The organism is Nocardia bhagyanarayanae (assembly GCF_006716565.1).
Taxonomy (GTDB): Bacteria; Actinomycetota; Actinomycetes; order Mycobacteriales; family Mycobacteriaceae; genus Nocardia; species Nocardia bhagyanarayanae.
The window spans coordinates 5,702,247-5,717,295 of sequence record NZ_VFPG01000001.1 but is presented as its reverse complement, the minus strand read 5'-3'; the positions used below and the strand labels follow the sequence as shown (position 1 = coordinate 5,717,295).

The window sequence follows — 15,049 nt, the reverse complement described above, 5'->3', positions numbered from 1 at the left end:
GGGCGGGCCGGAGTCGGTCGGTTACCACTTTCAATGGAGCGGTTGCGGGTTCGAGTCCAGATGGGGGAGCAGAAACAGCAGGTCAAGCCCGATAGCTCGGCTTGACCTGCTTCTTTTCTCGCGGTGTGTAACCAGGAATACACCAAAGTTTCCGGGCCAGACTTCCAATCAGTTGAACGGCCTGGCGGTCGTCCGTCGCAGGTTCGTGCCCGCGGCGGGGCACATCGAACGGAACGGGAACAACCTGCGGTTTCGGGTGGCCGGTTGGTGATCGAAGCCGATTACCAACGGTAGGCGGACCCAGCGGCGATCACGAGACAACTAGAACTCCTGAGTGGGGGTCAGGGGTTTCGAGTCCCCTTAGCTCACAGAAATAGCAGGTCAGGCCCGGTCTCAGACCGGGCCTGACCTGCTATTTCTGTGTCTGACCCCGCGCGTACCCCCCGTTTTGGGTCCTGGATTCTGACGCCGGTGCGACAGGGGCGGTCGTGTACCTGCTGTGGTTACCGGTCGCAGATTCGTGCCCCCGGCGGGCTCGAGTAAGAGCGAACGAACTGGACTGACACGGGACCGGGGTCCTGGCCGCATGGCCACGGCCCCGGACCTCACCGGCTATTTATTTGACCGGGGCGGGCTGGTTGATCGTCGTGAAGTACTGCACGGCAGCCATCACGGCGACCGGAGCGGTCACCAGGAGCTGGCCGGCGAGAGTTCCCAGTGCGCCGACAGCGACGATGCCGCCGATACAGCCGACTGCGGCGGCGGGCAGGAACGCGCCGAACAGGCCGATGATCGCGGCGGCGGCCACTGTCGCCCCCGCGATGCCGCCGAGCAGGCAGCCCGCCGCGGCCCCGCTGAGACCGCCTACCAGGGTGCCGACGGTGGCGCCCATGGTGATCGTGGAGGTCATGCGGCTCCAGGCGGCCTGTTCGCGCTCGTACTCGTTCTTCCAGGGAGCCTGGTTCTCATATGGCAGCGCCACGGGCCGGTAGGTGGCGTGGGCGAGGTCGAATTGCGGGGTGAGCACGGCGCGGGTGCCCTGGATCTGTGCCTCGATGGGGAAGATGAAATCGTCGACGCGGAAGGACAATTCGGCACCGGCCAGAACGGGGCCGCCGTTCTCGGGTCGGATGCTGAGCACCCCGTCGGTGGCAGTGATCGCCGTGCCGGCATCGGTTTCGATCACGGCGGAGGTCGGGGTGAGCTCGGCGTGGTAGCCGATAGATCCCGGCGCGGACTCGGCGTGCGCGGTGGCGCAGCTCAGGCTCACGGCGGTGGCCAGAAGGGCCGAGGTGATAACGGTTTTCCTCATCGTTTTCCTTGTTTTCTCAGTGCCGACCGGTCGGTCGGCGGAGTCTTCGGCAGGTTGCACCCCCATTTGCCTTGGCCTGGGTGTTCGTTTTCGGCGTCGCGCGGCAGTGCGCGGTGGTGGTCATGTGTGAGCGCAGGTTCCCTGTGACCCCGGCTCCTGGCAGTGGCAGGCCGTGCTGGTTCGGGCGTCACGCGGTGGGGTCGATGAGGATCTTTCCTTCGACCTGTCCGGTGGCGAGGCGGTCCAGGCTCTCGCCCAGCTGTGCCAGCCCGACCGGGGTCTCGGCGAATTCCTGACCCAGCAGTGGGTTTTGGGCCAAAATGTGCAGCGCGGCCGGCAGGTCGGTATCGCAGATGTGGGCCAGGGTCGTCTCCAGGGTGATCTCGCGGAAGATCATCGAGTGCAGGTCGATCTCGGGTTTTTGCTTCGGAATCCCGACTGCTTCGACACGGCCGCCGTCAGTGACCAGCTCCAGAGCCAGCGCCAGCTGGCCGGGTGCGCCGCTGGCCTCGATAACCACATCGGGATTGGCGCCGTCGAAGGCATCGGTGAGTTCATCGGCGAGCGCGGCGGAGGCGGTCACAGTGATGTCTGCGCCGAGGCGTTTGGCCCGCGCCAGCCGGGAGGCGGCGATGTCGACCACGGCGATCTGGAAGTCGCCGAGATGACGCAGTCCGGCCAGGACGAACGAGCCGATCGCGCCTGCGCCGATCACCACGACGCGATCACCGGCGACGGTACCGGCCCGGCGGGCCGCGTGGATGCCCACGGCCAGCGGCTGGGCGAGCGCGGCGTGATCGAGGGTCATCTCTGGTGTCAGGGGGCGCAGGGTGGCCGAGGGCACGGCGACGTATTCGGCCATTCCGCCGTGGACGTTGAGTCCGAGCGTGCGGTAGCGCACGCATTTGTTGGTGCGACCCTGGCGGCAGCGTCGGCACTCACCGCACCAGATGCCGGCGCCGCTGGCGACCAAGGTTCCCGGCAGCAGGGTGGGGCGCGGGCCCGCCTCGACGATCTCGCCGACGAATTCGTGACCGGGGATGATCGGTCCGAGGTGTCCGCTGTGTGGGTGGCGCTGGCGGACGGGAAAGACTTTCGGCCCCGCGATCCACTCGCCGGCATCGGTGCCGCAGATCCCCGACCGCAGCACCTTCACCAGGACTTCGCCCGTGGCCAGGACTGGGATCTCGACCTCCTCGATCCGGATGTCGCGGGGTCCGTGGTAGAGAGCGGCTTGCATCGTCGATGGCACAGCGTCGTCTTTCGTCGTTGAGGAATGAAGAAGAGATCGCGGGTGGGTCCGGGCCCACCCGGTGACGGGCCCGGACCCAGCGGTCACACCGTGGCGGGTGCGTCGTCGCGCGGGTCGGCGATCGGCGTGGAGGTGGGCTCGTCGGTGGTGGCGCCGGTGCGGGGCAGCAGCAGCGCCACCACCGCGGCGAGGGCGAAGAAGCCCGCGCAGACAACCAGCCCGCCCTGGAAGCCGATGCTGGCGGCCAGTCCGGCCAGGATGAACGGGGCCAGCGCCGAGACACCACGACCGACGTTGAAGCAGAATCCGGCACCGGTGGCGCGGGCCCGGGTCGGGAACAGTTCACCGAGGTAAGAGCCGAACAGACCGAAGAAGGCGGTGAACGCGCCGAAGAGAGGCCCCAGCCACAACAGGGCGGTCAGGTCGCTGGTGAGCGCGTAGATCGGCAGCGTCGCCGCGACACCGAACAGCGTGATCACGATGGTGCGGTGGCGGCCGATGTGATCGGCCAGGTAGCCGAATCCGTTGTAGCCGGCGAACATTCCCAGGTTGACGATGGTGACGAACAGCGCGACCGATCCCTTGTCGAGGCCGCGTTCGGTGGTGAGATAAGTCGGCAGCCAGGTCATCGCACCCCAGTATCCGAACAGTGCCAGCGCTGCCATGAGGGTGCCGAGCAGGGTCCGGCGGCGCAGCGAGGAACCGAGAACGTCACGGACCGAGACGACATCGCCGCTGCTGTAAGCCTTCTGCTCGACCCAGGACGCGGACTCGGAGAAGAAGATCGCCACCACTGCGACCGGCAGCACGACCGCGGCGCCGGCGACCAGGAACATCAGCCGCCAATCAGGCAGGAACCATCCGGAAATGGTCGCCGCCATCGCGCCACCGGCAGGAAACGCGCTGATCACGAACGCCGCAGCGCGACCCCGATGCTGCTCCGGCCAGGTCTCCACCGCATAGGCCGAGACCACACTCCACACCGCGCCCAGCCCGATACCGGCCAGGAACCGCAGCAGCAGAAAGACTTCGAAGTTCGGCACGACTGCGATGGCGGCCGTGAACACCCCGAACGTCGACAGGGAGGCGAGCAGGGCCTTCTTGCGGCCGAAGTTGTCGGCGACGTAGCCGCCCAGCACGCTGCTGACACCGATACCGACCAGGGTCGCGGTCGCCAGCAGGCCGCCCTGGGTCACGGTCAGGCCCATGTCCTTGCGGATGGCGGGCAGACCCATCGACAGCAAGACGATCTCGAGCGCGTCGAACAGATAGGCGAGGAAACACCCGCCGAGCACGATCCAACGTGTACGTCGCATCGTTGTACCTCCAGTGTGAGCTGCTGGGATCGTTCCCGGGCAGCGGTGATCTTCGAATCGCGGTTGGCGACGAACCTCGCCTCGCGGGGTGTGGAACACGCACCCCAGCGCATGCTGGAGGGAGCTTTTGTTGTTCCGTCCGATCCGGGCCACGAGGGGCGCGGTCGCTAATGTCCGGCGGCTGTGCCGTCCGGAAGAACTGCCGCGGGGTGAGGGGCTACTGGTCGCCGTGTGGGGCGAGGACCAGGTCGAAAACGATACTCGTCCAATCGCCCTGGGGGTGAGAGCCGTCGGGAGCGGCGGTGTCGTGGTGCCAGGACACGTCGACCACCAGGCTGTCCTTGACACCGAACACCGCGTCACAGGCCAGGTAGGGGTCCTCGGCGAGGAAAATATGGGTGATCAACTTCCGGAACCCGGGCGCGGTCACCATGAAGTGCAGATGCGCGGGCCGCATCGGGCCCCGGCCGGTCGCGGTGAGCAGATCGCCCACCGGGCCGTCGTGCGGGATCGGGTACGGGGCCGGCAGCACCGACCAGAAACGGTATTCGCCGTCGGTGCCTGAACTCAGCCAGCCGCGCCCGGCGGTGCGCCCGTCGGGGTATTGGACGTCGTAGAAGCCATCGTCGTCGGCTTCCCACACCTCGATCCGTGCGCCGGGGATCGGTTCTCCGGTCACCGAGCGCACCTCGCCCGACACGTAGCACGCCACACCCGATGCGCCCTGGGCGATGTCGCCGTCGAGCGGTATTTCCGGGGCGTCGTCGACGAAGAACGGGCCGAAGACCGTGGCCTCGGTGGCGCCGGGCGCCTGGGGTTCATTGATCGCGACCGTGAGCATCGACAGCCCGAGCACGTCGGAGAGCAGGATGAACTCCTGACGGCGACTGTCGGTGATATGTCCTGCGCGGGTGAGGAATTCGATCGCGGCAGCCCATTCGGACTCGGTGAGCCGGATGTCGCGGGCGAAGGCGTGCAGGTGCTCGACGAGGCTGCCTATCACCTCGCGCAGCCGGGGATCGGCCGTCTCGGCGAAGGCGGCCAGCACCTCGGCGGTGACCGCGGCTTCCCGATCCGTGGCGAGCGTGTTGTCGGTGCTCATCGTGGCGTCTCCACCGGATCGTCTCCGGCCCACGCGCCGCGCAGGATGGCGCGCACACCGTCGTCGGTGACCGGGGTGGGGTTGTCGGCGGGGGCGATCGCGGTGATGTCGTCGATCACGGTGTCGATGTCGGCTTCGCTCATGCCGAGATCACGCAGGCCGCCGCGAACGCCGAGCCCGGTTCCGAGTTCACGCAGCGCGGTGACGATGTCGGGTCGACCCAGTGCCCGGGCGATGCGGTCGGACGCCTCGACAGCGTTGGGGGCGTTGTAGGCCAGCACGTACGGCAGCACGATCGCGTGGGTCTGGGCATGCGGCAGGTCGAAGGCGCCGCCGAGCACGTGACAGATCTTGTGGTGCAGACCCGATCCGGCCACGGCGAACGCCGACCCGGCCAGGTAGGCGCCCAGCAGCAGGTCACCGCGGGCGGCCCGACCGGTCGGGCAGGTCTCGACAGCGCTCAGACCGGCAACGAGGTGGCGGATGCCGTCCTCGGCCACGGCGCTCGAGACCGGGCTGCGCCGCGGCGCCCAGAACGCCTCCACGCAATGGGCGACGGCGTTGAGGCCGCTGGCGACCGACAGCGGCACCGGCAGCGACGTGGTCAGATCGGGGTCATAGACCACGGTCTTCGGCAGGACCCGCCGGTCGGTACCGGTGGTCTTGCGGCCGCGGTCGGTCATGCCCCACACCGGGGTGACCTCGGATCCGGCGTAGGTGGTCGGGACCGCGAGGATGGGCAAGCCGGTGGTCAGGGCGACGGCTTTGGCGGTGCCGGTGGTGGATCCACCACCCACCGACAGCACCAGATCGGCGTCGGCTTCGGTGGCGGCCTTGCGGGCCAGTTCGGCCACCTCGACCGGAACATGCGGGCGGACCTGGGAGAAGGTGGCAGCGACACGGTCGGCAAACGGCGCACACATCCCGGTGGCGAGCTCACCTTCGGTGTCGGAGGCGATGAGCAGAATCCGCTCAGCGCCCAGCAAATCCAGTTCTCTGAGCAACCGGGTGCTGGTCGTGCCGGAGCCGAAGACTATGCGGCCGGGCAGGCCGTCGTAGGTGAAGGTGCTCATCGGGGCTCCCCGGGGATGACGGTGGGACCGTAGGCCAGCAGCAGCCACTGATCGCCCTGGCGTACCCAGATCGCCTGCGCGCGGTTGCCGAGCTGTTTGCGGACTCCGCCCGCGGTGATGTCGGCATGCATCTCTCCGGAGACGACCGCGGTATCGCCCACGATTGCGATCCGGTTTACAGGGTGGTCGATGCGGTGGTAGACGTAGAACCCGCTGCGGAGTTTGTCCAGATAGCTGTCGAGGGTGTCGACGACGGCGTTGGAATGGGTGTAGATCAAATCGGGGTGGGCCAGGGCGGCGAAGGCGTCGATGTCTCCGGCCAGTACTGCGGTGTAGCGTGCATCCTCGAGCGCGGCGATGGTCGCTACGATCGTGTCGGTGGCGAGGGTGTCGCCGGTCATGAGAGTGCTCCTGTATGCAATGCGGGGGAGGGGATTTCGGGCAACGCCGAGGCGTTGCTGCGGCGCAAGGCGGTGAGGACCTCGGCCATGTCGGCCGAAGCCAGTCCACCTGCTACGGCCTCGTCGAGTACACCGAAGGCCGCTTCGGCGCCGGGCAAGATGAGGTGATGGCGATGGGCCAGATCCAGTGCCAGGCCGAGGTCTTTACGGATCAGCGAGACCGGGGCGGCGACGGGAGTGGTTTCCGGGGCGAGGTAGGCCTGCTGCTTGTAGCCGACATACGGTGCGCCGGCGGCGCTGTTGGTGAGGATCCCGTAGAAAATGGCTGGGTCCAAGCCACCTGCCTCGGCGAGGAGAACACCTTCTGCCACAGCCTGACTCAAGCCGGCGAGCACCGCGTTGACCGCGAGTTTGGCGGTGGAACCGGCACCGGCCGGACCCGCGTGGAACTGCCTGGCGGTCATCGCGGCCAGCACCGGCTGTACTCGGTCGAACTGTGCGGCGCTGGCGCCGACCATGGTGGTGATCGTGGCGGCCTCGGCCATCGACACGCTGCCCGAGACGGGTGCGTCGACGACGTCGATCCACGACAGCGCCGCCAGCTCGCGCACGACCGCGGGGCCGACGGTGCCCATGATGATGTGCAGGTGGCCGGGGGCGACGTCGGTCAACGCCTCGGTGACCAGTGCGTGGGTCGCCGCGCAGTCGGGCAGCATGCTGATCGAGATCTCGGTGGCGGCCAGCGCTTGGGCGGTGTCGACCAATCCCACCGACGCGGGCGCCTGCTCGGTGACCGGGTCGTAGGCGAGCACGGTGTGCCCGGCAGCGGCCAGGTGCGTGGCCATGGGCCTGCCCATCCGGCCCAAGCCGGCAAATCCGATCAACATGTCGAGCCCTGCTCTGCACGGGCGATTTCGATCGAGGCGAGGACAGACCGCGGCCGCCGGATCGGAGGTGTGTGTTCATGCGGGGAAGACACGAGACTCCTTCGTCGTCGATGACGGGAACGGGGCGAGAACCGCCACCGGATATGTTCAGTATCATTGAACATGACGTGAGTGATGTCAACCACTATCGGGCCGGTGTTTTATGACACCGAATCTTCACGGGAGGGGGTCCTGGACAAATGGGCTGGCGCGCGCTGTCAGCCCTGCTAGGGAAGCTGGGGTAGCGGAGCGCCCGCTCGGAGTTCGGCGGGTATGTTCATTGTTGGTGAAACGCTATTGTTCGCTGATAGTTGATGAGCAGACAGGGGTTTGCTGATGCAGGACAGGATCGGGCCGGCGCTGAAGCAGGCGCGCCAGGATCGCGGGTCGAGCCTGCGGGCGGTGGCGTCCGCGGTCGGGATCTCGGCCAGTCAGCTCTCCCAGATCGAGAACAACAAGTCCCAACCCTCGGTGAGCACCCTCTACGCCTTGGTCAACCACCTCGAGGTATCGCTCGACGAACTGCTCGGGATCGAGCATGGGCGCACGACCGAACCGGCTGCCGAATCGCCCGACAGCGCCGCTGAACAGGTTGTTCAGCGCGGTACTGACAACCCCGTGCTCGAGATGGCCAACGGGGTCCGCTGGGAGAAGCTCGCGGTCGGGCCGGACTCCGACGTCGATGCGCTGCTGGTCACCTATGAACCCGGAGCCGCGAGCTCGGTCGACCGGATGCCGATGCGGCACTCCGGAACCGAGTACGCCTACCTGTTCTCCGGGGAACTCACGCTGCTGCTGGGGTTCGACAAGTACACGATCGGCGCCGGTGACTCGCTCTGGTTCGACTCCACCCGCCCGCACATGTACGTCAACCAGTCCGACCGACCCGCGCGCGGGGTGTGGTTCGTCTCCGGGCGCCATGAGTCCGGCCCGAGCCGGGAATGGGTCGCCGCCCAGCTCGGGGAGCCGACCGCGGGGGGTTCACCTCGAGTGAACAGCGCTGTCGACGCGCTGGATCTGCTCAGCGGTTCCATCGCGCGACCGCCCGTGGGCGGTCGCGACGCCTAGGCGTGCGTAGCGAGGGCGTAGCGCATGCACCGGTCGGCACCCTTTGTTCTGCGACGTCGACGGCCGGTCACGACATTTCGCAGCTCCTCCGAGCGGTGACCGGCGTGCAGGCAGAGTCGAGCACCTACAACACCCACGATGCGTTGAAAGCGCCGCGTGAGCTGGGCTTCGCCACGTTCGAGCCGGTGGAGTACGACGCGCGGGAGCGGTCGTGGTGCGCGCAAGCCGCAAGCGCGGCTAGGTCCGGCATCTCCACGCAGAACCTAGCCGCCGACGGGGTCCACCGAGCAGGTCAGACCCGTTCGAACACGGCCGCTAGGCCCTGTCCGCCGCCGATACACATCGTTTCGAGACCGTAGCGCCCGCCGCGGCGGGTCAGTTCGTGCAGCAGAGTCGCCAGGATCCGGGCGCCGGTGGCCCCGACGGGATGGCGTGAGATCCAGTCGCGCGAGCGCTTTTTCGGTCGCCGGGACCGGCCCGATGCCCATCGTGGCAGGCTCCACGCCGGCAACCGCCCAGGACGCGAGCCGCGCCATCGGCTGCAGACCCAGCGCCGCGGCGCGCTGCGGCGTGGTCACCACGCACACGGCCGCGCCGTCGTTCTGGCCGCTGGAGTTGCCGGCGGTGACCGTGGAGTCGGGATCGGCCGCCGAGCGGATCGGGCGGTGACGGCCCAGGGCGTGGATATCGGTGTCGGCGCGAGGATGCTCGTCGAGGGCGACCCGCAGCGGCTCTTTGCGTCGCTGTGTCACCGCCACGGGCACCATTTCGGTGTCGAAGCGGCCTTCGCGCTGTGCGGCGACCGCACGCTGATGCGATTGCACAGCCAGTGCGTCCTGGTCGGTGCGGGTGATACCGAACTGTGCGCGCAGATTCTCCGCAGTCTCGATCATGCCGCCCGGAACGGGAAAGTTCTTGCCTCCAGCGGTGATCCGGGCGCGGGCGAGGCGGTCGTGGAGCACCGGGCCGTCACCGCGGACGCCCCAGCGGATGCCGTCGGTGTAGAACTTCGGTGCCGCTCATCGACTCCACGCCGCCGGCGAGCACGAGATCACTGCCACCGGACTGGACCTGCATGCAGGCCTGCAGGACCGCTTGCAGGCCCGAGTCGCAGCGTCGGTCGACCTGGAGGCCCGGCACGGTCACGCCCAGGCCCGCGTCCAGGGCGGCGATGCGTCCGATCGCCGGTGCCTCGGCGCTGGGTGAGGCCTGGCCCAGGATGACGGCGTCGATGTGTTCGGCGGCCAGGCCGATGCGCGTGATCAGTTCTGTGATCACGGTCGCGGCCGGGTCTTGTGCGGTGAGGTCTTTGAAGACACCACCGAGCCGTCCGACCGGGGTGCGCAGGGGGTGGCAGATGACAGCTTCGGGCATGAATCTTCCTCGTGGATCAGGTGTTGGAGCGGATCTGTGTCAGGTCGTGCTCGATGGCGGCGCTGGTCTCGAGCAGCGCGGGAATCAGGCGATCGTGGACCTCGGCCAGGCTGTAGCGGGCGGCGTGGGTGGAGATGTTCACCGCGGCCACGACGGTGCCGTGCCGGTCGTGGATCGGGGCTGCCATCGAACGCAGGCCGTGTTCGAGTTCCTGGTCGACGACGCAGTAGCCCTCGGCGCGCACCCGTTGCAGCTCGGCGCGCAGGTGTGCCGCGGTGGTGATGGTGCTGGGCGTGATCGGGGTGAGGTCGGCCCCGGCCAGGTAGCGCTCCAGCGCCTGGGGGTCGAGGTCGGCGAGCAGGACCCGGCCCATCGAGGTGGCGAAGGCAGGGAAGCGGGTGCCGATGCTGATCGAGACCGTCATGATCCGGCTGACCGGTACGCGGGCGACGTAGACGATGTCGGTGCCGTCCAGGATCGATACCGAGGTGGACTCGCGGACCTTCTCGGCCAGCGCCTCGAGGTGCGGGCCCGCCAGGTCGGGCAGGCTCAGACTGGACAGGAAGCTGTAGCCGAGTTCGAGAACCCTTGGTGTGAGCCAGAACTGGCTGCCATCGGTGCGCACGTAGCCGAGGTCGACCAGGGTGAGCAGGAACCGGCGCGCGGTCGCGCGTGTCAAGTCGGTGGCTGCGGCGACCTCGCTCAGTGTGCGCCGAGGATGCTCGGCGTCGAACGATCGGATGACGGCCAGGCCTCGTCCGAGGGACTGCACGTACTCCGGTGACGGTTCGGTCATGACTGGCCCAGCTCCTTCGTGATTGAACCCGATGGCATCCACCCGCGGCGGATGACGGTCCATCAGATCGGGCTCGAGGCTACGGGGCGGCCCTGCGACACGGCGGCAGCTGGGCGTGCTCTGCCGGTCACTGCGCCACCTGTGTGTTCGCCATACAAACGAGTGTACGCATTACGAACGTGTCGTCTACTATTGCTGGCGTGATCGACAAAGTCATTGCGACGGCAGCCACAGCCGTCGCCGATATCCACGACGGCGCCTCGCTCGCGGTCGGCGGGTTCGGCCTGGTCGGAGTGCCACAGGCGCTCATCGACGCCGTGCTCGCCCAGGGCGCCAGCGAGCTTGAGGTGGTCAGCAACAACTGCGGCACCGCGGGCTCCGGCCTCGGCGTGCTGCTCGAGGCCCACCGGATCCGCCGCACAACCAGCTCCTATGTCGGCTCCAACGCAGAGTTTGCCCGCCAGTTCCTGGCCGGCGAACTCGAAGTCGAACTGACGCCACAGGGCACACTGGCCGAGCGCATGCGCGCAGGTGGCGCGGGGATTCCCGCGTTCTACACTCCAGCCGGCGTCGGCACCCAGGTCGCCGAAGGTGGGCTGCCCCTGCGCTACGACGGCAACGGCGGGATCGCGCTGGCCAGCCCGGCCAAAGAGACCCGCGTCTTCGACGGCGTGCCCTACGTGCTCGAGCAGGCGATCGTCACCGACTTCGCACTGGTCCACGCTTGGAAGGGCGACCGGCACGGCAACCTCGTCTACCGGCGCAGCGCGCGCAACTTCAACCCGCCCGCCGCAGCGGCCGGGCGCATCACCATCGCCCAGGTCGAAGAACTGGTCGAACCCGGCGAACTCGACCCCGACCAGGTCCACACCCCCGGCATCCACGTCCAGCGAGTCGTGCACGTCGGCCGCGTCGAGGTTGGCATCGAGAACAGGACGGTCCGCGCATGAGTCTCACCCGCCAGGAACTGGCCGCGCGCGTGGCCGCCGAGCTGCGCGATGGCCAATACGTCAACCTGGGCATCGGGATGCCCACCCTGGTGCCGAACTACCTGCCCGACGACGTCACTGTCGTGCTGCACTCGGAGAACGGCGTGCTCGGTGTCGGCCCCTACCCGAGCGAAGACGAAGTCGACCCCGAACTGATCAACGCTGGCAAGGAGACGATCACCGTCCTGCCCGGCGCGACCTACTTCGACTCCGCGCAGTCGTTCGGGATGATCCGCGGCGGCTGCGTCGATGTCGCGGTGCTGGGCGCCATGCAGGTCAGCACCCGTGGTGACCTTGCGAACTGGATGATTCCGGGCAAGATGGTCAAGGGCATGGGCGGGGCGATGGATCTGGTCCACGGCGCGAAACGGGTCATCGTGATGATGGAGCATTGCTCGCGCAGCGGCGAACCGAAAATCGTCGAACAGTGCAGCCTGCCGCTGACCGGAAAGGGCTGCGTGCACCGCATCATCACCGACCTGGCCGTGTTCGACATCGGCCCCGACGGGCTGCACTTGGTCGAAACCGCGCCCGGTGTCAGCGAATCCGAGATCCGGGCCGCCACCGGGGCCGACTTCACGGTCGCCCTGGCTCTGGCCTGAACGTACGAGCCGCGACGCACCCGGCCCCGCCGAGGGGGCGGGGCCGGGTCCGTCGGCCGGCGTCGAACGCGGCCGGGCCCTTCGGCCGACGAACAACTCCACTACCGACCGACCTGCCGCGGAAAGGCCGGCGCGTGTCGCTGCATTCGCGAGGACAGATGAACAACATTGCGGGAACCGACCCGACGGCCCGACCGCCCCGAGAATACCGCTGGCCCTGGCGAGTGCACACGGGCGAGAGTTTCAACCCGTGGTGGAATGCGGTCTACCTCGCAGCGCATCCCCCGGTACGCGCGCTGGTGTCGACGCGCTACCGCGGAATCGAGAATGTGCCGAGCGCGGGCCCGGCAATCATCGTGTGCAATCATGTGTCCCACGTCGACCCGCTGCTGATCGCGCGGTTCCTCGTCGATGTCGGCCGCAGTCCGCATTTCCTCGCCAAACGCGAAGTATTCGTCGGGTTGGCCGGTGTGGTGATGCGGGCGGCCGAACAGATCCCGATCGATCGCGCCGCCGAGCCCAGTGAAGCCTTCCGAGCCGCATCTGCGGTTTTGCAGTCGGGACGGGTGGTCGTGATCATGCCGGAGGGCACCATTACCCGCGACCCTGCCGGTATGCCCGGTCCCATGAAGACTGGTGCCGCGCGACTGGCGAAACTGAACCCCGGCGTTCCGGTCGTCCCGATCTCGCAATGGGGTGTACAGCGCTCGATCGACTTCTATCAGAGGCGATTCCAGCTGCTTCCGCGCAGCCAGCACTTCGTCACCGCGCACCCACCGATCGAGGTCGACGACGACACCGATGTCAGTGCACTGACAGCGATGATCTCCCAACGGCTGACCGACGGCGTCGCTCGCCTGCGCGAGACAGCTGGGGAGCAGATCGGTCTCGGGGCCCGCCCGGCCGACTCGGGTGGTCGGTAAGAACAGCGCCCAGGCAGGTGAGCAGCCAACCGCGGGCCCGCCGGATACGTTCTGGCGGGCCCGTTCTGCATGTCGGCGAGCGTTGCCGGGAGTGTCGAGAGCGCTCACATCCGACATCAACGTTCTCGGTGCAGGGCCAAGGTGTCGTCCACACAGCGCGCGACAAACGCTTCGTCGATGGGTTTGTCGCCTACCAGCAGCCGGAAGTACAGCGGCGCGGACAGCGTTTCGAGTACCTCGCGAGGGGAGGTGTGCTCGGGCAGTTCACCCCGTGCGATCGCCTTGGTCACGACCTGCGAGCTCTTCTCGAAGCGTTCGTCCCAGAACCGGCGGCGAGCGGTGTCGACCTCCGGATCCGAGGACAAGGCGACGGTTGTACCCACCACGCGCGCGATTCCCGGCTGCTCGATCAAGTGGGTGACCTGCTCGGCGAGTATCCGCAGGTCCGTCCGCAGATCGCCGGTATCGGGCGCGGGGTTGCCAGCAGCGGCCAGCTCGGTGAGCGCTTCGGCGATCAACGTGGTGCGGGTACCCCACCGGCGATAGATGGTGGTCTCGGCGACACCAGCGCGGGCGGCGATATCGCCGATGGTCAGGCCCTCGATGCCGTGCTCGATCACCTGCTCGAGGGTGGCGGTCAGCACGGCCTGACGCACACGCGCCGACCGGCCCCCGGTCCGCTTGCGCGGAGCCGGGGAACTGGCAGAGTCCTCTGCGGTTCGCTGCTGGTCCATGGTCCAAGTTCTACTCGACCACACTCGAATACGCCCAATGTTCACCGTCGCCAACAATCGGCTCGGCGTCGGTCGGCCGGTCGGTCAGCGCAGGTAGGCGCTGATCCAGTTGCCGAACTCGCACGCGAGGTGCCACCGGTGTTCGGCGATATAGAGCTCGGGCAGCGCGGCGGGGAAAGCGACCTTGAGCTGACTGCGGAAACCTCCACCGGGCTCGTCGCGGAACTGGTGGCGCACACCGCCGATGACGAATCCGTCGGCCAGCGACGCCACACCGGCGACGGTGAGCGGGAACGCGGCATCGGTGGGCACCATGACCTTGGCGACGTCGGCGTAGTCGACGAAGAACTGGCTGGCCAGCATGGCGCCGCCGGTCACCTCGATGACCTCCTGGCGGCCGTCGGGCAGGGTCGCGATGATGTAGTGGTCCGGGCACGCGTCGGTCCACACGGCGCGATCGTTGTTCACGCGGGCCCGGTCGAACCAGTCCAGGAAGCCCTGCGCGGTGCCTCGATCGCTGGCGATCTCGGTGATGGAGTACTGCCAGCGCCCACCTGAGGCGGCCACCCCGGTCCGGGCCGCAGCCTCGGAAGCGACGAGTTCTCCGGCAAGCAGTTCGCGCAAACCATCCGGGCCGATCAGCACCCGGGCTTGCGCGAGCGCCGCGCGCGCGGCGGGGATGTCGTCGACGGAGACTTCCAGCCGAGCCAGCAACGAGTCGAGCTCGCCGACCAGCATGCCGGCGTAGTCCGTGCGCAACCGCGCGGCAGCCACCGACAGCCGCCGTCGCTCCCACTCGATGACCTTGGCCTGATCGACCAGGTTGCCGTCGATGAAGGTGCGTAACTCGGCTCCGACGGACTGACCCGGTGGTGCTGCGAAGGCGCTCCCGCTACCCATGTACGTGCCGGCCACGGCTGCGGCAGCCGTGGTGCCTGCGGCGCGGATCATAAAGCTTCTCCTGGTCAGCATTGACCAATTCCTCTCGGGCACTTGCTCGTTCGCGCATTGTCGGCACGTCACGAGCCCATCGGGTAAACGCAAGCAAATCCTGCGTTAACCAAGCATCGGTTACCTGCATCATGGTGTCAACGTCTTGTGCATAACTAACGCCAGAAATATTGGCTTTTGTGTGTCCATATCCTCCGGGGATGTGACGGGGCATGACCGGTCGACCGAGC

At 67.7% G+C, this 15,049-nt stretch carries 14 protein-coding genes and 1 pseudogene; 4 read left to right on the top strand and 11 right to left on the bottom strand.

Going from position 1 to position 15,049, the window contains the following annotated elements:
• Positions 1 to 616: 616 nt before the first annotated feature.
• The 7 genes from FB390_RS25035 to FB390_RS25005 form a co-directional block, all read right to left on the bottom strand.
• Complete coding sequence (locus FB390_RS25035; protein WP_141811152.1) at positions 617 to 1,312, bottom strand: DUF8020 domain-containing protein; 696 nt, start codon at positions 1,310 to 1,312, stop codon at positions 617 to 619.
• A gap of 187 nt (positions 1,313 to 1,499) precedes the next feature.
• Positions 1,500 to 2,651 (bottom strand): zinc-dependent alcohol dehydrogenase, encoded by a 1,152-nt coding sequence (locus FB390_RS25030; protein ID WP_246124199.1) that lies wholly within the window; start codon positions 2,649 to 2,651, stop codon positions 1,500 to 1,502.
• Positions 2,648 to 3,880: an MFS transporter gene (locus FB390_RS25025; RefSeq protein WP_141811151.1), complete on the bottom strand. Its 1,233-nt coding sequence runs from the start codon at positions 3,878 to 3,880 to the stop codon at positions 2,648 to 2,650. The genes FB390_RS25030 and FB390_RS25025 overlap by 4 nt, the downstream gene beginning before the upstream one ends.
• 217 nt (positions 3,881 to 4,097) lie before the next feature.
• Entirely contained in the window at positions 4,098 to 4,982 is an 885-nt protein-coding gene (locus FB390_RS25020; RefSeq protein ID WP_141811150.1) for an intradiol ring-cleavage dioxygenase, read from the bottom strand.
• Complete coding sequence (locus tag FB390_RS25015) at positions 4,979 to 6,055, bottom strand: maleylacetate reductase (RefSeq protein ID WP_141811149.1); 1,077 nt, start codon at positions 6,053 to 6,055, stop codon at positions 4,979 to 4,981. The genes FB390_RS25020 and FB390_RS25015 overlap by 4 nt, the downstream gene beginning before the upstream one ends.
• Positions 6,052 to 6,456, bottom strand: a complete 405-nt coding sequence (locus FB390_RS25010) for a nuclear transport factor 2 family protein (protein WP_141811148.1) — start codon at positions 6,454 to 6,456, stop codon at positions 6,052 to 6,054. The genes FB390_RS25015 and FB390_RS25010 overlap by 4 nt, the downstream gene beginning before the upstream one ends.
• Positions 6,453 to 7,343, bottom strand: a complete 891-nt coding sequence (locus FB390_RS25005; RefSeq protein ID WP_141811147.1) for an NAD(P)-dependent oxidoreductase — start codon at positions 7,341 to 7,343, stop codon at positions 6,453 to 6,455. The genes FB390_RS25010 and FB390_RS25005 overlap by 4 nt, the downstream gene beginning before the upstream one ends.
• A gap of 375 nt (positions 7,344 to 7,718) precedes the next feature.
• On the opposite strand from FB390_RS25005, the gene FB390_RS25000 reads away from it, so the two are divergent.
• Positions 7,719 to 8,450, top strand: coding sequence for a helix-turn-helix domain-containing protein (locus tag FB390_RS25000; protein ID WP_141811146.1), 732 nt, complete (start codon positions 7,719 to 7,721; stop codon positions 8,448 to 8,450).
• 292 nt (positions 8,451 to 8,742) lie between these two features.
• On the opposite strand, the pseudogene FB390_RS24995 reads toward FB390_RS25000, so the two are convergent.
• A pseudogene (locus FB390_RS24995) lies at positions 8,743 to 9,824 on the bottom strand (acetyl-CoA C-acyltransferase).
• 16 nt (positions 9,825 to 9,840) lie between these two features.
• Positions 9,841 to 10,620 carry an IclR family transcriptional regulator domain-containing protein gene (locus FB390_RS24990; protein WP_141811145.1) on the bottom strand — a complete coding sequence of 260 codons (780 nt, stop codon included), beginning with the start codon at positions 10,618 to 10,620 and terminating at the stop codon, positions 9,841 to 9,843.
• A 203-nt stretch (positions 10,621 to 10,823) separates the two neighbouring features.
• Between FB390_RS24990 and FB390_RS24985 the strand changes: the two genes are divergently transcribed.
• The 3 genes from FB390_RS24985 to FB390_RS24975 all read left to right on the top strand — a co-directional run bounded on the left by FB390_RS24985 (position 10,824) and on the right by FB390_RS24975 (position 13,134).
• Positions 10,824 to 11,570 carry a CoA transferase subunit A gene (locus FB390_RS24985; RefSeq protein WP_141812014.1) on the top strand — a complete coding sequence of 249 codons (747 nt, stop codon included), beginning with the start codon at positions 10,824 to 10,826 and terminating at the stop codon, positions 11,568 to 11,570.
• A complete protein-coding gene (locus tag FB390_RS24980; RefSeq protein ID WP_141811144.1) occupies positions 11,567 to 12,211 on the top strand; it encodes a CoA transferase subunit B in 645 nt (214 codons plus the stop codon). The genes FB390_RS24985 and FB390_RS24980 overlap by 4 nt, the downstream gene beginning before the upstream one ends.
• Before the next feature lie 158 nt (positions 12,212 to 12,369).
• On the top strand, positions 12,370 to 13,134 hold the full coding sequence (locus tag FB390_RS24975; RefSeq protein WP_141811143.1) for a lysophospholipid acyltransferase family protein: 765 nt from the start codon (positions 12,370 to 12,372) through the stop codon (positions 13,132 to 13,134).
• Positions 13,135 to 13,250: 116 nt separating this feature from the next.
• Here the strand turns inward: FB390_RS24975 and FB390_RS24970 are convergent, their stop codons facing one another.
• Together FB390_RS24970 and FB390_RS24965 are read right to left on the bottom strand one after the other, a co-directional pair.
• Positions 13,251 to 13,868 carry a TetR/AcrR family transcriptional regulator gene (locus FB390_RS24970; protein WP_141811142.1) on the bottom strand — a complete coding sequence of 206 codons (618 nt, stop codon included), beginning with the start codon at positions 13,866 to 13,868 and terminating at the stop codon, positions 13,251 to 13,253.
• An 84-nt stretch (positions 13,869 to 13,952) separates the two neighbouring features.
• Entirely contained in the window at positions 13,953 to 14,819 is an 867-nt protein-coding gene (locus FB390_RS24965) for a hypothetical protein (protein WP_141811141.1), read from the bottom strand.
• Positions 14,820 to 15,049 lie beyond the last annotated feature (230 nt).